Source organism: Paenibacillus rhizolycopersici (assembly GCF_014947195.2).
GTDB lineage: Bacteria > Bacillota > Bacilli > Paenibacillales > Paenibacillaceae > Fontibacillus > Fontibacillus rhizolycopersici.
The window spans coordinates 319,117-339,763 of the sequence record NZ_JADCNN020000003.1 but is presented as its reverse complement, the minus strand read 5'-3'; the positions used below and the strand labels follow the sequence as shown (position 1 = coordinate 339,763).

Below are 20,647 nucleotides of genomic sequence, written 5' to 3'. Positions count from 1 at the left end.
AATCGATTGGAAATATAACGTTCGACTCCAAAAAGCCGCAGCAGCGGCTTTTTTCATTTTACGGTACATGGAAAGACTTAAAATTTTACGAATTTGAAACGTTTCCAAATTTATTATTGAAACGTTTCCACTTTGGTGCTATGATAGGATTCATAAGAGAGCTCGGGGGGGTTATATGGCAAGCATTAAGGATGTAGCCAACTTAGCTGGCGTCGCCGTGGGAACCGTATCCAGAGTCATCAATAACTCGGGGGCGGTCAAACCCAAGACGCGCAGAAAAGTGGAAGAGGCAATCAGGGAGTTAAATTATATCCCCAATGAAGTCGCTCGAAATTTTAAGATGCAAAAATCCAAGATGGTCGCTCTCTTGCTTCCAAGTATCTGGAATCCATTCTTCTCTGAACTGGCTTATTACATTGAGGATGAGTTGGATCGGGAAGGCTTCAAGCTCATGCTGTGTAACAGCGGGGGGAAGCCCGAAAAAGAACTGTACTACCTGGATATGCTTCGGCAAAACAAAGTGGCTGGAATAGTGGGGATCACTTACAACGATATCGAAAATAATGTGAGCCATGATATTCCGATCGTAAGTATTGACCGACACTTTAATAAGAAAATTACCTGTGTGACTTCGGATAATTTTGAAGGAGGACGCATGGCTTTACGGGAGTTAGTTAAAGCCGGTGCTCGAAAACCGGCTTTTATTGGGAGCGTCACTTCCGTATTTAGTGAGACCATGAACCGAAAAAAAGGATTCATGCACGAGGCTGAGGCACTGGGTGTCGAGTACGTGGTTTACGAGAAACCGGACCCTATTGTGGATGACGAAGCCTATTTTAATGAATTTTTTAATGAGCATGCAGCGGTGGATGGCATTTTTGCCATCACGGATATGCTGGCTGCCAACTACATCGAAAGAGCACGCAAACGAGGCATTCGTGTTCCGGAGGATGTCAAGGTGGTAGGTTATGACGGCATTCAGGACAATCCTTATTTTCACCCGATCTTGTCAACGATTAGACAACCGGTGGAAGAGATGGCGCGCATGGCGATTCGACTGCTATATAGCAAGATGGAAGGTGAACCTCTGACCGAGCAGGTCTATCGGATCCCGGTCACCTTCAAGCAGGGCGAAACAACTTGATTCCTTCAAAAGGAAAGAAAAACATCAGTTTATTCCGATTTCTATGAGAAACTGACGTTTTTCTTCTCAGAATTGGAAACGTTTCAAGTTTGAGTATCTGTGCGATAAACACTGAAAAACATTAAAGGTTTCAGTTGATGGATGGGATAGATTCGCGGTCTTCTGCACATAACAAATTGGAAACGTTTCAAAATAGAAGATCATTTTACCATGGAAAGGGAGTATTTCAATGACCTCAAGAACCAGCGGGGGGGAACCGAGGATGATCAAACCTCATGGGAATCGGAGATGGAGCCGGATCAAACGCGATTATGAGTTATACCTGTTCCTGCTTCCTATCCTAATCCTTTATCTCATCTTCAAGTATTATCCGATGTACGGCGTCCAAATCGCATTTAAGGATTTCTCGCCAAGTCAGGGGATCTGGGGGAGTGAATGGGTTGGGTTTCAGCACTTTATCGATTTCTTTGATTCCTATAACTTCTGGACCATCATTACCAATACGCTCTCCCTTAGTTTCCTATCGTTGATATTTGGCTTTCCGGCACCCATTATCATCGCCATTATGCTCAATCAGATGCTCGGCAAGAGATATAAGAAATTTGTTCAGACGGTGATCTATGCCCCGCACTTTATCTCTACCGTTGTGCTGGTCGGCATGCTGAACGTTTTTTTATCTCCCAACAGCGGCATCGTAAATCATATCATCACATGGTTTGGTGGAGAGCCTATTCTCTTTATGGCTGATGAGGGTTGGTTCCGTCCTTTGTATATCTTGTCCGGCATATGGCAGGAAACCGGGTTTTCAACAATCATCTACCTGGCGGCGCTTGCCGGAGTGAATCCGGAGCTGCATGAAGCGGCAATTATGGATGGTGCGAGTAAATGGAAGCGAATCTGGCATGTGGACATTCCAGGGATCTTGCCAACGATTGTGATTCTGTTGATTCTCGCGTTAGGCAACATCATGAGCATTGGATTTGAGAAGGCCTTCCTGATGCAAAGCGATTTGAACTATGCCACCTCCAATATCATCCCAACCTATGTTTACGAAATGGGGATTCAGAAAGCAGAGTACAGCTTCTCCACGGCAGTAGGCCTGTTTAATTCGCTGATTAATATTATCCTGATTGTCACTGTCAATCGAGTCGCCAAGAAGTTGACAGAAACTAGCTTGTGGTAGGAGGGGTCCACCTTGAATTCATTGCTGAAAAGAAAGAGCAGAGGGGACGTATGGTTTGATGTAACCAACTATTCCTTATTAACCATTGTGATGCTGCTCGTGTTATTCCCGTTATACTTTGTTCTGATCGCGTCATTTAGTGATCCCAACTATATCTACTCGGGAGAGGTTTGGCTGTTTCCCAAAGGCTTCACCTTGGATGGTTATGAGCGAATTTTTAACGATTCCTCCATTTGGATAGGGTATGCCAATTCGATCCTTTACGCGACTTTAGGAACCCTCATTGGAGTGGCCGTCACCGTATTTGCAGCTTATCCGCTGGCTCGTCGAGATTTGGTGGGGAAATCAGTGATTATGTGGTTTCTAATGGTCACCATGTTTTTTAGCGGCGGGTTGATCCCAACGTATTTGCTGATTAAGGATCTTCACATGCTGAACACGATTTGGGCGCTGGTTATCCCCGGAGCGGGCGGCGTATTTAATGTGATCATCGTAAGAACCTTCTTTCAATCGACCATCCCGGATGAAATGTGGGAAGCCGCTTCGATAGATGGATGTTCCAATACCAGGTTCTTCTGGAGTATCGTTCTGCCGTTGTCCAAGTCCATCTTGGCGGTCATGGTGCTCTATCATGTAGTTGGTTTCTGGAATGGCTTCTTTGACGCTTTGATTTACCTGAATGATGAGAGCAAGTATCCCTTGCAATTGGTGCTTCGCAACATCCTTGTCCAAAATCAGGTGAACTCGGGGATGATGATTGATGTGGAATCTTACGCGGCCAAAATGCGCGTCACCGAGTTGATCAAATACGGCGTCATCATTGTATCCAGCTTACCTTTGCTGATTTTATATCCCTTCCTGCAAAAGTATTTTGTTAAAGGCGTCATGATCGGATCGATCAAGGGCTGATAGGAACAAGCGACTTGAAGGGGGGGATGCGGGCTTAGGGCTATTTCATCGCAAGGAAACAATCGTGGGATTAAACGAGTAGGACGAAATCAAGGGAGGTTATGTTCAATGAAATCATGGTACAAAAAAGCGGGAATTCTTGCCTTAGCCGGAGCCTTTGTACTAAGTGGGTGTTCGGGTAAAGGGAACAGCAGCGAGGGTTCGAAGAACCAGGCCAATAGCTCGGTGGAAGACACCAATTTTAACAAGACCGGTCTTCCGATTGTAAACGACACCGTGACCTTAACCATGGTATCCCCAAAAGCGGCATTAGCGCCGGAATATTCCGAGATGGAAATCTTTAAGCGACTAGAGAAGGAAACGAACGTAAAGATCAACTGGGAGAACATTCCAGATACTGACTATACAGAGAAGAAAAACCTGCTCATTGCGAGTGGGGATTTGCCGGATGCATTCTACGCAGCCGGATTTACCGACTATGAGCTGATTAATTTCGGTAAAGACGGAACCATTATTCCTCTTGAGGACTTAATTGATCAATACGCACCGAACTTGAAAGCGCTTTTTGAACGTCGGCCGGACATCAAATCGACGATCACCGCACCGGATGGTCATATCTACGGACTTCCATCCTGGGAAGATAATAATCTGGGAACCAACCCGTTCTTTCATGTGATCAATAAAAGCTGGCTGGATAAGCTGGGGCTGAAAATGCCGCAAACCCTGGATGAATATACGGAGGCTCTGGTTGCTTTTAAAACACAAGACCCCAATGGGAACGGCAAACAGGATGAAATTCCGCTCAGCTTTATGCACATGCAATGGTGTATGGATATTGCCGGCATCTTTGGTGCATTTGGACTTCCGGATAACCTGGAGCATCGAGTCGTTCGCGATGGCAAGGTCATTTTCACCGCCACTCAGCCTGAATATAAAGAAGCGCTCAAATACTTCCACGAAAAATGGTACAAACAAGGTCTGATCGATCCCGAGTCCTTTACCCAGGACGCTGCACAGTATCTGGCTAAAGGTAAATCGTCGGATGAGACGCTGGGCTCCTATATCTGGTGGGAAATCGAAGAGGTTGTCGGGACAGAAGGCAGTAAGGACTATGCTCTGTTGTCTCCGCTGAAGGGACCCAGTGGTGATCAGTTAATCGGACGCGCTAATGGCGGAGGTCCGGGACGCGGAGCTTTTGTGATTACGAAAGCAAACAAGAATCCGGAAATCACCATGCGTTGGATCGATCAACAGTATGAACCCTACATGGCTGCTCAAATCCATTGGGGGCCGCTGAATGTCGTGTTCGAGAAGGATGAAAATGGGAAATTGGTGAACCTGCCGCTTCCGGAGGGCACCTCTGCAGGTGAATTCCGTCAAAAGGTTGCTCCAGGTTCGGGCGGACCCGGCGTGATCACATTTGAAGACTTCGGCAAAGTGGTCGATATGGAACCACGTGCCCAACAGCGTGCCAAGGATCTGGAACAGTATTACAACCCTTATATGGAGAAGGAAAACTATCCAAGCATCTTCTTTGAACCTGAGGAATTGGACAAAATTAACAAGATTGAGCCGGAGTTAATCAAATATGTAAATACGCAAAGAGGGAAATTCATCGTGGATGGCGGCGTGGATGGGCAGTGGGACAGCTACGTTAAAACACTGGAAAAAATGGGCCTCAATGAATTAATGGAGCTCTACCAAACCGGGCTGGATCGTTATTATGCAAACCTAAATAAATAGACGATAGGTGGGGAGAAACCGTGCTAGATGTCATCGCAATCGGGGAAGTATTAATTGATTTTACGCCGGCTGGCCGTTCAACTGGAGGAAACGAGCAGTTTGAATGTAATCCGGGAGGAGCTCCGGCTAACGTGGCGGCTGCGCTATCCCGGTTAGGATCCAAATCGGCCTTGATTAGCAAGGTGGGGGAGGATCAGTTTGGTTCCCTGCTGCATCAGACTTTGCAAAACGCCGGTGTGGATGTTACCGAAGTTTCGTATACGAAGGAAGCGAGCACCACGCTGGCCTTTGTCCATTTGGACGATCACGGGGACCGATCCTTCAGCTTTATTCGGAAGCCAGGGGCGGACACCTTCTTGCAGTCCATGGATCTTCCGCACGAGAAAATCGTGAACAGCCGAATCTTGCATTACGGGACGGTATCCATGACCCATGAACCGGCTCGTACCGCAACTAGAACGGCGGTTCTTCAGGCGAAGGAAGCAGGCGTTCTGCTCTCCTTTGATCCGAATATCCGGTTCCCGTTATGGGAGAGCCCAGAAAAGGCCAAGCAGAACATCCTTTGGGGAATGAAATACGCCGATATTCTGAAAATCTCCGAAGAAGAGCTTTCCTTTATTACGGGGACTCACGATATCGAAGAAGGATCCCTGAAGCTGGCGCAACAATTTGAGATTGCGGTGATCGTCGTCACTTTGGCGGAAAAAGGCTGCTACTACCGGATCGGAAGTAAAGACGGCTATGTTTCGGGGTTTCAAGTCAAGGTCGTTGACACGACGGGCGCCGGAGATGCTTTTCTCGGATGCTTGTTATTTAAAATCCTGGAGGCCGGAAGCCCTCTGAAAGATCTGACTCCCTCGCAGATCACGAACATGCTGACTTATGCAAATGCCGGCGGAGCGCTGGTCACAACACGGAAAGGGGCTCTGAGAGCAATGCCAACAACCGAAGAGATTCATCAGATGCTAGAGTCCAATCAGCAACCTATCGAAGAAGAACGTTTTAGACCGGGGTTTCACTTCTCGCCCCCAACCCATTGGTTAAACGATCCGAACGGATTGGTTTATTACGAAGGAAGCTATCATTTATTTTATCAACACCATCCTTACGGGAATCAATGGGGGCCGATGCATTGGGGCCATGCAGTTAGTAAAGACCTTGTTCATTGGGAGCATCTGCCGATCGCCTTGTACCCGGATGAACATGGCGCGATTTTCTCCGGATGTTGTGTGGTGGATTGGAAGAATAGCAGCGGATTATTCGAAGATTCCCATGGTTTGGTGGCCGTCTTCACCCATGCGGACACCCATCCGGAAACCGGGCAGCCCCGCCAACGACAAAGCTTAGCTTACAGCAGCGACAAGGGGTTAACCTGGCACAAATACGAAGGAAATCCCGTCCTCGCCGAGGAGGAGCTGGTTGATTTCCGCGATCCGAAGGTGTTCTGGCATTCCGAAAGCGAACGTTGGATCATGGTGCTTGTGGCGGGAGATCATGTTCGGTTCTATCAATCTGAGAATCTATTGAAATGGTCCCTGTCCGGTGTATTCGGTAAAGAAGAAGGGTCCCATGACGGCGTTTGGGAATGCCCGGATCTATTTGAATTGCCGATAGGCGATACCGGGCGTTCGAAATGGGTGCTTATCATCAGCATCGGCGATTATCCGAATGGTCCGGAAGGATCCCGTACGCAATATTTCATCGGGGAGTTCGACGGGAACACGTTCATCAATGAGAATTCGCCTGATCACATCCTGTGGCTGGATTATGGGAGAGACAATTATGCCGGGGTCACCTGGTCGGATCTCCCGGAAGAAGACGGACGGCGAGTGATCATCGGATGGATGAGTAATTGGAAATACGCCAACGAGACGCCTACGGGGGCCTGGCGAGGCGCGATGACTTTACCCCGCGTCTTGTCATTAACGGAACAGGATGGGAGTGTCGTATTATCCCAAATGCCTGTCCGGGAAATCGAGCAACTGCGTAAAGCATCATTGCGTTGGGAGGAGGTCTCGGTTACGCCAGAAGCTCCTTTTTGGCAGAACGTGAAAGAGGATTTGCTTGAAATGGAAGTGAATCTCGATATCCGGTCTGGCGAGGAAGTGCTGATCAGGTTGAAATCCTCAGAGAAGGACGAGGTAATTGTCGGCTATGATCCCGGGAATCAATGGCTGTTCATCGATCGTACCTATTCCGGGGTTAGCGATTTCCATCCGTCATTCGCTAGCAAGCATGGGGCTAAAATGGCGGCGATAGACGGGAAGATCCAACTGCATCTTTGGCTGGATCGCAATGCGGTTGAAGTGTACGGGAATCAAGGTCTCGTTGTATTGACGGATCAAATTTTTCCGAAAGCTCCGTTGGATCAGGTTGAAGTCATCACGAGATCCGGGGAGGTTGTACTGGATTCCGTTCAGATCCATACCCTGAAATCCGTTGAAATCCCCTACGCCTTTCCAAAGCAAGTGGTGTGTCAGGAGGGATAATCGATGAGTCAGCTCACGGGTGAGCAAGGATTAATGATGCATTGGGCTTTTGATGAAGGAGCCGGAAGAAGTGCTCTGGAGCAGGTATCCCAATTGCGGGATGAGATTCAGTATGTATTGAATCAAGCCGAATTCACTGAACCCGTTGATCCGCAGTGGAGACAAGGCGTAGTAGGAAGCGGGCTCCTGTTCGATGGATATTCAACTTCGATCGCCCGGCCTGCTAGTGAATTAGACAGGAATCGGAGGGCGGAGCCGTTGTCTGCCCTAAGCATAGGGGTGTGGGTGGCGCCACGCTCCTATGATTGGGGGTATGAAGGGAAACTGGCTGCTATTGTGAACCGTCACAACAGGGAATGCGAGCAGGGATATCTGCTTGGCATGTTCCGACACGGCCGCTGGTCCTTTCAGATGGGGCTTGATCAAGGGGGCTGGAAGGAAGTTTGGTCACCGGACGGCGATGAGCTGCCTAAGCATGAATGGTCCTACGTAAACGCTGTTTTTAATGGGGAGCAAGGCGTAATCAAGCTGTACTTAAATGGCCGGGAAATTGCTTCGTCAGAGGTTCCTGTTGGTTCCCGAATGGTCGAGGCTGTAGGCACAGATTTGCTAATCGGCAAAAATAATCACAGCAGCCGATGGGCGGGAGTATTTCATCTCCAGATGTTTAGCGGGATCCTGGATGAGCTGAAGATCTATCAACGGGCATTAAGTGGAGAGGAAATCGCCGCATCGTATCGGCAAGTGCTGGATTCCCTGTATGGCGGCATCAAACCTCAGGTGCCCTATGATGAGATTAAGCTGGATCGGACTCCGCTGTTGCTGGATCGGCATAGGCCGCAGTATCATGCCAGCCCTCCTGCTCATTGGATGAATGAACCACACGCGCCGATTTATTTTGAAGGGCAATATCATTTGTTTTATCAGCATAATCCGTTAGGGCCGTTCTTCTATCAGATCCATTGGGGACATTGGGTGAGTGAGGATCTTGTCCATTGGCGTGACCTTCCCGTAGCCCTGGCCCCTGAGAGGGATCGACTTGCCCCGGACGGAATTTGGTCAGGCAGTGCCACGTATGATGCGGAGGGTTTGCCTGTATTGTTCTTTACAGCAGGCAATGACAGTGCTTCGCCTAATCAAAGCGTGGCTCTTGCTCGGAGCACGTATCCAGCCGATGGCAACCCGGATTTGGTTCTTTGGGTCAAGCATCGGGAGCCGCTTATCGTACAGCAAAAAGGGATAGGGGCGTTTGGAGATTTCCGCGATCCGTTCGTTTGGAAGGACGATGACGGTTGGTATGCTTTGGTCGGATCGGGGATCGAAGGCGAAGGCGGGGCCGCGTTGGCCTTTGTTTCGAAGGATATGTTGAACTGGACGTACAAAGGACCGTTTTTCCAAGCGGATCTTCAGAGGTTTCCTTATCTTGGACCGATCTGGGAGCTTCCGGTTCTGCTTCCTCTTGGCACGGATAAGCAGGGGGAGAACAAGCACTTATTGTTGGTCAGTCCCGTGGGAGATGGCGCGGATGTTGAGGTGTTTTACTGGATTGGGCGGCTGGATAAGGAGGAGCTTTCGTTTATTCCAGATCAGGAGGAACCCGAGCTGATTGATGTTGGTGATTTCCATTTCACCGGCCCGAGCGGCATGGTGGACCCGAAGACCGGCAGAAAAATCATCTTTACGATAGCCCAAGGGGACCGGACGTCCGAACTGGAATATCAATCGGGCTGGGCCCATAACGCCGGGTTACCATTAAGCGTGTATTTACGGGATGACGGACGGCTGGGAATCGAGCCGATCCAAGAATTGCAATCGCTGCGCGGAGAGAAGCGGCTGTCGCTTCGGGACAATTCGCTCGCCGAGGCGAATGAACGGCTCCAAGAGATTCAAGGCGACATGCTCGAGATTCAATTGGAAATCGAACCGGACAGCGCCCAACAATTCGGAATCAAGCTCCGGCGGACTCCGGACGGGGAAGAAGAAACGCTGCTCTATTATGATTCGAAGCAATCGATGCTCCTGGTCGACCGAACGAAAACGACGCTGCATCCGGGAGAACGATGCGGAGGGATCCAGGGCGGCAAGCTGGAGCTCGCGAGCGAGAATTTGAGGCTGCACCTTTATCTGGACCGTTCCATGGTCGAAGCTTATGCCAACAGCCTAAAAAGCTTGACCACCCGGGTCTATCCAAGCCGCAGAGATGCGCTGGGGCTGGAGATTTGGGGAGATGGAGAGCTTGCTGTGAGGTCGATGGAAGTGTGGGAAATGAAGTCGATCTGGTAGAGAAGGGCAGAAATGATTTCCCATATAAAGTAACCCCTAAGTCGTTCGAATTGAGCGCTAGGGGTTACTTTTTTGTTCTTAACCACCGTTACTTATCAGGGCCACCGGTCAAAAGATAATAATAGGATTTCTGAGGACCTATGCATAAGTCACTAGCAGGTCTCTTTGTGTTGCTTACCCTAACCGGAATAAACGCACTCCATGCGATGGTACCGTGGTAGGAAGTTCACCTGATACCGTGAGCTCGGCCGTCGCTCCGCTCCACAGCTCAAAGCCCGCAGTAACTCCCGATAGACCGATCCGCTCCATAGGGAGTTCCAGCGTCAGCGGACTTTCACCGAGATTAAAAACAGCGGCATAGCCGAATCCCTCAGGATGTTCAGCCGTCCAAACGATAAGATCGCCTTCACGGATTGCTTCCCTGGCTCCGCGACTCTCCCGGTGCATGCGCAGCACCTCCCGATTGGTGATCAGCGAAAGAGTCCATTCGTCGTTATCCCTTAATTCACCGCCAAAGATGAGCGGCGAGCGGAAGATGCTCCAAAGCGACATCATCGTCAACTGCTCGTCTCGGGTGAACCGGGTCCAGCGATCCGCCCCGCCGCCATCCACCGAGCGTATGCCGATATGACCGAGCGGCAGCATGTCGCAGTCCGGCCATGAGCCGGCTTGCGGCACGCCCTGCCAGGCCCGGCACCGGTCGAACATATCTCGCAGAAGCGGCCACTGGTCCCAGAAATCGTCCGTCATCCGCCACATGTTGGCATGCTCGGCGAAGAAGGCCGAGGATTCCACCGGAGCCGGCCCGGGGGACAGGCTTAGCACCATAGGCCGGCCGCAGCGTTTAATCGCTTCGGAAATCATCGCGATTTCCGGTTGGTGGGTGCCGTATAACCTGGAGGCCGCAATATCGTCCACCTTTACCAGGTCAACACCCCAGGAGGCGTACAATTCAAAGAGCGAATCGTAATAAGCCTGCGCTCCTTCCTTTGAGGCATCCACGCCGTACATATCCGTATTCCAGGGACAGATGGAGTTCGTATGCGCAATGTCGCGCGCGGTCGCGGTATTGCCCAGAATTGGTGTGGCGCCATGAACGGCTTGGCGCGGGATTCCGCGCATGATATGTATGCCGAACCTCAAGCCCAGGTGATGAACATAATCGGCCAAAGGCTTGAAGCCTAGGCCGCCGACCGCGGAGGGAAAACGGTTCTCAGCGGGCATGAGCCGGGAATAGCTGTCCATCGCGAGCGGTACAAATGGGCGATATTGCGAGGAATGCGCCCCCGGTTCATACCATTGAATATCGACCGTGATATAACTCCAGCCAAAGGCTTTGAGGTGTTTCGCCATGTATTCCGCATTGCCTCGAATCTCTTCTTCCGTTACGGCCGCGCCATAACCGTCCCAGCTGTTCCAGCCAAGCGGCGGAGTAGGTGCAATAAACGAATGGTCCATTTTACTGGCTCCTTTACAGATGATTATTGCTCTATTTAGGTTCATCTTAATCAAGAAGTAGTGCAATATCTATAGTAACTTTGGAACGATGAGGGGAAAATATTGCGGTTAATCGAGTATATAAGGGAATCTGCGAAAACCATCGGTGTTATGGCTGCCGGAAGCTGCGGATGGACTTGCTGAGCTGCGGCGAATAAATGCAAGAACAAAGCCGGCGATTGCTGCTGCAATCGCCGGCTTTTCATTAATATCGATCGGACTTGTGTCCCATCCCTTGGGCTTTATCCAGCGCTTCATCCGCACTGGCAGTGCTGGTATGCTTGCCCGCCGCATCCATCTCCCGCTTCACCGCCTCAAGTCCTTCCTTAACCCTTCTTCCATACTCTGGGTCCGCTTGCGTGAAGTGGCTGATCCAAGTCTCCTGAATTACGGAACTGCACAACTTCAGATTGTTTACGAGATTCGGTCGAAATGGGAGATTTTCTCGAGGAGATGATAGTTCTCCAGTGTGGTCGGCCCCCGGCTTCCGACGGTTCGGACGTTTTGATTGTCTGTGATCGGGTGCCCTTGGCGGTCCGTTAGGGTTTGTTCCTCCTCGTTCGCTTCTTTGTTCGTGCCTGCATGTGGATCCACTAGATTGACCTCCAAATTTCAATTTGAGGATAGTGTCTTACGTGATTCTCGGAAGTATGCATTATTTGGTAAAAGTGGTTGATCGCAAAAATTCCCTTAAGAGATCTCTTGTCTAAAAGGAAAATTGTCCCTTGTTCGAGAAAATGGTTGCCTCAATCCGCTGGATGATCACCCCAAATGAGGGGGAGATGTACGTCGAACGAAGAGATGTACCTAGGCGAAAGCTTCGGCAATTTTCTATACTCATCGCGAAGGAAACGTGACCCAAATGTGGAAAGCTTAGGGGTATTTTCACGCAGGGGGACGGTCAGGTAACCTGAAATAATTCAACCTGCCGTTTTGAAAGCGTTACCAAAAAAGGGACGCTTGGCGCAGATAGGGGGGGGCACCGAATTTCACGGGTCTCTGAACAGGGACACCTATTCTACCAAAGGAGATGAAATGATGATCCGTTTGTTGCAAAAGACGTTGATTTGCTTGTTAGCAGCAGCGATTGTGCTAGTACCGTGTGCTTATTTTGAGCCAAGTCACAAGGTGGCACACGCGGCCGATAATGGGCTGGCAATGAAGCCTTATATGGGCTGGAGCAGCTACAGCTTACAGGTTTACGACGGCCCGGAGGGGAACTGGACCTCCGAAGAGAAACTGAAAAAGATCTCCGATGCGATGCATGAAAAACTGCAGTCTCACGGATACGAATACATCAATATCGATGCCGGATGGAACGGCAGCATGGACGAATACGGCCGGCCGATTCCGAGCGAAACGTTATATCCAAACGGTTTCGTGAATTTAGTGGATTATATTCATAACAATGGGCAGAAGGTCGGGATCTACCTGATACCTGGCTTGTCCAAGGAAGCTTACCGGCTTAACCTGCCAATCTACGGAACGGAATACCATATGCAAGATATCGCCGCCCAGCCGCTCCGACAAGCGGACTATTGGGATATCGATTACAAAATCGATTTCTCCAAGCCGGGGGCGCAGGAATACATTAACTCGATCGCTGATCTAATCGCCTCCTGGGGCGTCGACTTCGTGAAGTTCGACAGCGTGACCCCGGGGTCCGGCCATAACGACCTAACGATCGACGCACGCGATGACGTGAAGGCCTGGTCTACTGCGCTGTCCAAGCACGGCATTTGGTTCGAACTGTCTTGGGCGCTGGATCACAACTACGTGGATTTTTGGAAAAAGTACGCCAACGGATGGCGCGTCAATTGGGACGTAGAGGCCTATGACCCTAACGTCGGGATGACGCAGTGGGCGAACATCGCCCGGTTGTTCCCGGATGCCGCTTTATGGTGGCGTGACGCCGGTCCCGGCGGCTGGAATGACTTCGATTCCCTGAACGTCGGCAATGGTCAAACCTCCGGTTTGACCCGGGACGAGCGGCAGACGGCGACGACGTTATGGGCGATCGCCAGCGCGCAATTCTACACCGGCGATGATTTAACCAACCTAGACAGTTACGGGCTGGAGCTGTTGACCAATGATGAGGTCATCGCCGTCAACCAAGCCGGCCGTCCGGCACATCCGGTGTCGATGGCTACCAACCAGCAGGTGTGGGTTGCCAATAATGGGGATGGGACCTATACGGTGGCCTTGTTCAATCTAGGCAACAAAGGCGCTTCGATGGACGTCAAATGGAGCGACATCGGATTGGACGGCGCGGCTTCCGTCCGCGATTTGTGGAGCCATGCGGAACTCGGCCAGTTTGCAACCGGCATGGATAATATTGCTTTGGAGCCGCATGCTTCGCGCTTGTTTAAGGTAACGGCGAAGAACGGGACATCCAAAGTCAATGATGACGATACCGGCGTGAAGTATACCGGAAACTGGACGCGTAACGGCGGTAATGAGCTGGTGCAGGATGTGCAGGATCTGAATGTGACAATCGTCGACTCGAGCGCGGCAGCATCGGGGAACGCGGTAGTGTATGACGCAGCCGCGGTCAATGAGGAGAGAGTAGCGGAACCCGCGGGGCAGGAAGCGCCCGGTTCGATCGCCGCAGAGGCGGGCGAGCATTGGGTGATCTATAACGATAACCACCCGTCGGTGACCTATGATACTTACGGAAGCAACGGCAGTTGGGGATACAGTTCGGGGAGGGATCCCGTCTGGAATGATTATCTAGGCGATGTTCATTACGGGGAAAAGGGCGAGGTGCGTTTCGAACATCAGTTTAAAGGTACGGGCGTAGATTTTCTGACTGAAACGGCCGAATCCGGAGGGGACATCGACATCGATCTGGACGGCGAATTCCAAGAGACGGTAAGCGCCAATGCCCCGAATCAACAGGGACAAATCCCAGTTTACAGCGTACGGAACCTGCCGTTCGGCGAGCATACGATCTCCGGCGTGATGAAGGGCGGGACCTACTTGCTCGTCGATGGGTTCAAGGTTTACGCGGACAGCTTGCTTGGGGCAACGACGGCCAGCTTTGATACGACAAATCCGCAGGACATTCCCGTTTCGCTGCCGCTGGGAGGAGATACATTTACCCACATTGCGAACGGTTCAGCAGAACTGGTGCGAAACACGGATTATGCGGTCTCCGGCGACAGCGTCACGATCAAGAAAGCGTATTTGGCCCAGCAACCGCCCGGCCCGCTTGCCTTGACGTTTGGTTTTGCCGGCGGCGACACGCAGACGTTCACGGTGGACATTACCGGACCGGTGATCGTGAACAGCACGATCGCTCCGAAGACAGCGGAGTTTGATCAAAAAGCATCCGCGCAAGCCGATGTCTCGACCACGATGACCTTAAACGGCAATACGCTGGTCCGCATCACCAACGGGGCGGAAGCCTTGAGCGAAGGGGCGGATTTTTCGTTCGAAGGGGATACGATCCGCATCCATTCCTCGTACTTGGCCGCGCAGCCAACCGGCATAACCGAGCTGACCTTCCAGTTCAGTGCCGGGCTGCCGCAAACGCTCATGATTGATATCGTAAATACGTCCGGCCGTTTCCTCATGATCAACAACAACGATCCCGGCATTCGTTACACCGGGTCCTGGAACCGCAGCACAGGGCGCAACTTCGGCGATTATCAGGATGACGTGCATTTTGCCGAGACGAACGGCGATTTCCTGGAATACACCTTCAAGGGGACCGGGATCCAATATATCACGGAAATTGACCCTTCTCAGGGGGAAGTAGACGTTTATCTGGACGGCGCATTCGCGGGCACCGTGGATACCCATGCCGATGCCAGACAACCGATGCAAGCGGTCTACAGCATATCCGGGTTGACCGACAGCCTGCACACCATCAAGCTGGTGAAGAAATCGGGCCGCTTCATGCTGTTGGATGCCCTCAAAGTGCAAATTCCCGACTTGATTAACCACACCGAAGCGACCTTCGATAAGAATCCGTCCGCCCAGGACGACATCGAAGTCGAAGTGCTCGGCGGCATCGGGAACCTCGGTAGCATTCGGAACGGCCAAGTGCCGTTGGTTGCGGGCGCGGATTACACCGTAACGGGGAACATTGTCACGATCAAGAAGGAATACCTCGCTGTCCAGCCATTGGGAAGCTTGAAGCTGACGTTCCACATCAAAGGCGATTATTACGATGACGTGCATGCGACAGAGGTGAATGGGGATTCCTTCGAGTATACGTTTAAAGGAACGGGCATTGATTTGCATATGCCAAAAGGTCCAGCCCAAGGAGAAATGGAGGTTTACATCGACGGACAGTTAAAATCGACCGTTGATGCCTATAACGAGTCCCGCAGCGCCCAGCAGCCGTTGTTCGGCATTGCTAACCTGCCAGCTGGCCAACATACGGTCAAAGTAGTGAAAAAATCCGGCGAGCTGATGCTGGCGGATCTATTGATTTACCGCGTCGCCCCCGGTTCTACGACGCCAACAACGCCAACGAATCCGTCCAACCCGCCGTCGTCCCCAACCGGACCGTCCGGTCCTTCGGCGCCGCCTAGCGCGGCGGGAACGGAAATCGTTCGAAATCCGGCCAATCAGATCCCGGTGGATATCATTCGGACGACGTTAGCCGACGGAACGAAACGAGATGAAGTCAAACTGACGGCCGATGCTCCGCTTCGGGCTGCGATTGACAAACTAGAGGACGAAGGCGTCACATCGCTAACCCTTACGATTCCGGATGCCAAGGATGAAGTGGCCTCCGTCCAGTTGTCGCTCGCCCGCGATTTTATTCAGTTGATTACGGGACGCGGTTTGGAATTAAAACTCCAATCGACGAGCGGAGAGATCCTGTTCCCGGCAGCCTCTTTGCAGGGTTCGACCGGCGATCTGACCGTGACAATCCATCCCGTGAAAGCAGCTAACCAAAGCAAGGAAATCGAAGGACGCGCCAACAAAGCCGAGGTGGTACTTGCGTCCACAGGGGGGCAAGGGGTAACTGTCATCGGTCGTCCGGTTCAAATCGAAACGAACCTGCAGAACCGGGAGGTCGAGCTCATTCTGCCGCTGGCCGGCTCGGCGCTGAACGATGCGGACCCGGCCAAACTAGGGGTGTATATCGAACACTCCGACGGGACGACGGAGTTCCTGACGGGAGAGGTTGTTCCGTTCGGGAACGGCAAAGGGTTGAAATTCAGCGTAGACCATTTCAGCACCTTCGTCCTGGTGAAGACGGCCGAGGCCATGTTGCCAACGCATAAAGCTTATATCAGCGGCTATCCGGGGGGGCTATTCAAACCGGAGAACCGAATTACCCGCGCGGAGATGGCTGCCATGCTATCCAAGGCCGTGGGCTTGAAGGAGACGGCGGAAGCGTTAGGCTTCAACGATGTTCCGGCAGGTTATTGGGCTGCCGAAGCGATCGCCCAAGCGTCCCGCATGGGCTTGATGCAAGGTTTTGCCGATGGCAGCTTTAAACCGGAACAACCGGTGACGCGGGCGGAAATCACGGCCGTCGCCGCGAAATTCATGAAGTCGGTCGCGGGGCAGGGCACCGGCTTCTCCGACACCGCCGGCCATTGGGCGGAGGAGGCGATCCGGTCCGCCCAAGCGGCAGGGATCGTTAGCGGCTATGCCGACGGCAAGTTCCGCCCGGCGGCATTCGTCACGCGGGCCGAAGCAGTGACCGTGATCAACCGGGCATTGGGCCGAGGGCCGCTATTTGGCAACATCGACGTGCTTCCGGTTTGGCGTGACGTACCGCAAGCACACTGGGCTTTCCACGAAATCGCAGAGGCATCGACGGAGCATGTTGCGACACCGAGAGCGGGAGGCGGAGAGGAACCAAGTAAATAAAAAAAAGGGGAGCACCTCCGGCTTGATTCAGCCGGCCGGTGCTCCCCTGCTTTGCTTATTTGTACGGATCGATCGTTTGGATCGTGCCGTCCGGGTTGTAATGCAGTTCGGTGTATTTGACGCTGCGCTTGTGGTTCACGCCGCCGGACAACGAGCTGTCATGATAGAACAGGTACCATTTGTCCTGGAATTGCACAATGGAATGGTGCGTGGTCCAACCGATGACCGGCGTCAGGATTTTGCCTTTAAAGACATAAGGCCCTTGCGGGTTCTTGCTGATCGCGTACACGAGGGTATGGGTGGATCCGGTTGAATAGGACAGGTAATAATTACCGTTGTATTTATGCACCCACGGTCCTTCGAAATACCGCCGGTCTTCGTCCCCGGCCAACAGCGGATTTCCGTCTTCGTCAACGATGGAAATTTCTTGCGGTGCGGATTTGAAGCTGAGCATGTCATCGCTTAATTCAGCGAATTGTGGCCCCAACGCCGGCGCATCCGGTGCCGGTCCTTCGGCGTCCGGTTTGAAGGTGCCGGTTTGCCATTTCTCTAGTTGGCCGCCCCAAAGTCCGCCAAAATACATATAGGCGCGGTTGTCGTCATCGACGAGTATGGCCGGATCGATACTGAAGCTGCCAGGAATATAGCTTTCTTGCGGCGTGAACGGGCCTGCAGGCGAGGAACTCGTAGCTACGCCGATGCGGAAAATGCCTTCTTTGTCCCGGGCAGGGAAAAAGAGATAATAGGTATTGTTCTTGTAAGCCGCGTCCGGAGCCCACAGCTGTTGGCTCGCCCAAGGAATATCCCGCAGATGCAAGGCTTCGCCGTGATCGACGCACGGTGAGTTGAAATCGTCCAGCGAGAGAACGTGGTAATCTTCCATCGCGTATTGGTCGCCGTTATCATTGTCGGGACCGTTGTGATCGAGGTCATGGGATGGGTAAATATAAATTTTGCCGTCATACACATGGGCGGATGGGTCAGCCGTAAAAATATGCGTAACGAGCGGTTCATTCGGACGTACAGGTTTTTCCACGAGGATTCCCCTTTACCTAGTTAGTTTGTTGACTAAACTTACTAACTTTAATTATACAGAAGCTTGGACAACTATCAAGCTCTTGAAGTTATTTTCTCCGAAATCATCTGATTTTATTGGGAAATGAACCGTTTCGCCAGAACATATTTCTGCTAGGGAGGGAATAGGATCACTGTATGATTAGAATGTGGAAAAAATTAACATTGGCACGTCCAGAATAAGGAGTGATTGTCGATGACGGATCGAATGGATCCATCCGCTTCAAGGCATCCGGAAAATCACGCTGCGGGGGCATCCCCCGTGCCCGAGCCGATACGCGATGACGGCAGCGGCGCGACCGATACAGGACCACGGGATGTCATGCGGGATCGCGAAAATCCCGATATGCTGGTTCCTCCGGTGACCGATAACGGATTGGTTCCGAATCTGAAATTTTCTTTTTCGGACACGCACATGCAGTTGAACCAAGGGGGCTGGTCGCGGGAAATTACGATTCGGGAACTGCCTATCGCTACGACGCTGGCAGGGGTGAACATGCGCCTAACGCCGGGAGGCGTGCGGGAGCTGCATTGGCATCAGCAGGCGGAATGGTCGTTCATGATCTCGGGGAAAGCCCGGATCACCGCCGTGGACCAGGATGGAAGGAACTTCATCGCCGATGTAGGCATCGGCGATTTATGGTATTTTCCGCCGGGGATTCCTCATTCGATTCAAGGGCTGGAGGAGGGCTGCGAGTTTCTCCTTGTGTTCGATGACGGACATTTCTCCGACTTAAACACCCTGTCGATTTCAGATTGGTTCGCCCACACGCCCAAGGAGGTGCTGTCGGCGAACTTTGGCGTGCCGCGCAAAGCGTTTGACCATATCCCTGGTAAGCAGGTGTACATCTACCAAGACCGAGTCCCGGGGCCGATCGCCAGTCAAAAGATCACTTCGCCTTACGGAGAGATTCCCGTCAGTTTCAAGCATAGCCTGCTGGCCCAGAAGCCGATCCGAACGCCGGGCGGAACCGTGCGCATCGCGGATTCCACCAACTTTCCCATCGCCAAAACGATTGCGGCTGCTCTCGTGGAGATCAAGCCCGGCGCCATGCGGGAAATGCATTGGCATCCGAACAACGACGAATGGCAATATTATTTGTCCGGGAAAGGACGCATGACCGTGTTCGCCGGAGGCGGCGTCGCTCGCACATTCAACGTCAGGGCGGGGGATGTGGGGTACGTCCCATTTGCCTTTGGCCACTATATTCAAAATACCGGGGATCGCAGCATCTGGTTCTTGGAGATGTTCCGCAGCGACCGGTTCGCCGATGTGTCGCTGAATCAATGGATGGCGCTGACGCCGCGCGAGCTGGTCCAGGACAATCTGCATGTCGGGCCTCTGTTAGTGGATGCGCTGCGGAAGCAAAAGTGGCCGGTGGTGGAATACGAACGTACGTCCAAACCTCACTCATAACCTAAGACTTCTTCGACATCATCCATCTGCACCACCAGGCGCTGAATCTCGTCCGTATCGCCGCTGCGGGCGGCGATTTGCGGGAGACGAATGCCGAGAACCCGTTGGGATGGAACGGAAAGCGCTAATCCCAGCTCCGAACCGCCGGAAAACTCCGGCGGTTCTTTGGGCCGTACGAGGTCTTCCAGCAGGACGGATACGCCCGGCAAATCGCCGAAATCTTCGGCCGTGAACGGCTCAAACGGACCGGAGACCGGGATGTAGAGCGTCTTCGACCAATCCAGTTCTCCCGGCCGCGCATCGACAATCAACTGCAGCGGTCGGTTGGAATCCGCGTAAAAATCGCAATACGCCGCGATCCGCATCGTCACCGCCCTCCCTGGCCGCCGATTTGCCGTTCCAGTTGGGACAACATGCGCCGAGTCTCCGGCGACCAGCCCCGTTCTGCTTCGCGCTGGCGGCGGGTTGCTTCCTGGGCTGCAGCGATCAAGCTGCCGTGCAGCACCCGCCGCTGGATTTGGTCCAGCCGCTGCTCCGCCAGCTCTGGCGGGACATGGAATTGCTCGGCGATATAAGCCACCGCCTCGCTGCGATGATCCGGCACTGGCAGTTTGGCAAACATATAAAAGGGGATGGCGGCGTAAAGCACGAACTGCTCGGCTTCAGTCTCCTGGGCATGCAGGAACAGATCCGTCATCCGGCGCTGATCCCCGGCATGGCGCAGCACATGGCATAACTCGTGAAAGAAGACGACCCGGGTCTGAACCGCCTCCAACCACTTGTTCAGGAAAATCACGTTCTCCTCATTATCCGAAAAGGAGGGGTGATTCCCGTAAATTAGCCCGATGCCGAAGGCTTCGGCGATTCGCTCGATGTCGAGATCGGCGGGGGCCGATATCCCGTGATTCAATAATTTGGCGTTAATCCATTGTTCCAGATGGGTCTCATGATAATAAGCGTACAGCATCCAAGTCACCCCGAATCAGAATGTATGTTCGGTTCATCGCCCGAAATAAGGGCCCTCCAGAATCAGGGCCGTCATTGCTGGTCATATATAGGTTGGTTCACTT

General features: G+C 52.3%; 12 protein-coding genes and 1 pseudogene. 8 read left to right on the top strand and 5 right to left on the bottom strand.

What is annotated here, in order from left to right; genetic code table 11:
* Window positions 1–175 precede the first annotated feature (175 nt).
* From IM700_RS05330 to IM700_RS05305, 6 genes are all read left to right on the top strand, one after another.
* Window positions 176–1,144 (top strand): LacI family DNA-binding transcriptional regulator, encoded by a 969-nt coding sequence (locus IM700_RS05330; protein WP_193416509.1) that lies wholly within the window; start codon window positions 176–178, stop codon window positions 1,142–1,144.
* Window positions 1,145–1,373: 229 nt separating this feature from the next.
* Window positions 1,374–2,327, top strand: a complete 954-nt coding sequence (locus IM700_RS05325; protein ID WP_193416508.1) for an ABC transporter permease — start codon at window positions 1,374–1,376, stop codon at window positions 2,325–2,327.
* Between the two features lie 12 nt (window positions 2,328–2,339).
* Window positions 2,340–3,236 carry a carbohydrate ABC transporter permease gene (locus IM700_RS05320; protein WP_193416507.1) on the top strand — a complete coding sequence of 299 codons (897 nt, stop codon included), beginning with the start codon at window positions 2,340–2,342 and terminating at the stop codon, window positions 3,234–3,236.
* A gap of 108 nt (window positions 3,237–3,344) precedes the next feature.
* The gene (locus tag IM700_RS05315) at window positions 3,345–4,979 is read left to right on the top strand and encodes an ABC transporter substrate-binding protein (protein WP_193416506.1); all 1,635 of its coding nucleotides are present in this window, start codon (window positions 3,345–3,347) and stop codon (window positions 4,977–4,979) included.
* Between the two features lie 20 nt (window positions 4,980–4,999).
* Window positions 5,000–7,468 carry a PfkB family carbohydrate kinase gene (locus IM700_RS05310; protein WP_193416505.1) on the top strand — a complete coding sequence of 823 codons (2,469 nt, stop codon included), beginning with the start codon at window positions 5,000–5,002 and terminating at the stop codon, window positions 7,466–7,468.
* A 3-nt stretch (window positions 7,469–7,471) separates the two neighbouring features.
* Window positions 7,472–9,751 carry a GH32 C-terminal domain-containing protein gene (locus IM700_RS05305; protein ID WP_193416504.1) on the top strand — a complete coding sequence of 760 codons (2,280 nt, stop codon included), beginning with the start codon at window positions 7,472–7,474 and terminating at the stop codon, window positions 9,749–9,751.
* 174 nt (window positions 9,752–9,925) lie between these two features.
* Here the strand turns inward: IM700_RS05305 and IM700_RS05300 are convergent, their stop codons facing one another.
* The gene (locus tag IM700_RS05300; RefSeq protein WP_193416503.1) at window positions 9,926–11,209 is read right to left on the bottom strand and encodes a glycoside hydrolase family 27 protein; all 1,284 of its coding nucleotides are present in this window, start codon (window positions 11,207–11,209) and stop codon (window positions 9,926–9,928) included.
* Window positions 11,210–11,671: 462 nt separating this feature from the next.
* Window positions 11,672–11,857: pseudogene (locus tag IM700_RS05290) on the bottom strand (catalase); the annotation flags it as partial.
* A gap of 429 nt (window positions 11,858–12,286) precedes the next feature.
* Between IM700_RS05290 and IM700_RS05285 the strand changes: the two are divergent.
* Window positions 12,287–17,086, top strand: coding sequence for a X2-like carbohydrate binding domain-containing protein (locus IM700_RS05285; RefSeq protein WP_239483606.1), 4,800 nt, complete (start codon window positions 12,287–12,289; stop codon window positions 17,084–17,086).
* Between the two features lie 55 nt (window positions 17,087–17,141).
* On the opposite strand, the gene IM700_RS05280 is transcribed toward IM700_RS05285, so the two are convergent.
* On the bottom strand, window positions 17,142–18,122 hold the full coding sequence (locus IM700_RS05280; RefSeq protein ID WP_193416500.1) for a family 43 glycosylhydrolase: 981 nt from the start codon (window positions 18,120–18,122) through the stop codon (window positions 17,142–17,144).
* A 246-nt stretch (window positions 18,123–18,368) separates the two neighbouring features.
* Here IM700_RS05280 and IM700_RS05275 point away from each other — a divergent pair, with 246 nt between their 5' ends.
* Entirely contained in the window at window positions 18,369–19,577 is a 1,209-nt protein-coding gene (locus tag IM700_RS05275; protein ID WP_239483634.1) for an oxalate decarboxylase family bicupin, read from the top strand.
* Here IM700_RS05275 and IM700_RS05270 read toward each other — a convergent pair.
* Window positions 19,568–19,942, bottom strand: a complete 375-nt coding sequence (locus IM700_RS05270) for a hypothetical protein (protein WP_193416498.1) — start codon at window positions 19,940–19,942, stop codon at window positions 19,568–19,570. The two genes, IM700_RS05275 and IM700_RS05270, sit on opposite strands and share 10 nt — an antisense overlap.
* Before the next feature lie 2 nt (window positions 19,943–19,944).
* Window positions 19,945–20,544 carry an ImmA/IrrE family metallo-endopeptidase gene (locus IM700_RS05265; protein ID WP_193416497.1) on the bottom strand — a complete coding sequence of 200 codons (600 nt, stop codon included), beginning with the start codon at window positions 20,542–20,544 and terminating at the stop codon, window positions 19,945–19,947.
* Window positions 20,545–20,647: the final 103 nt, after the last annotated feature.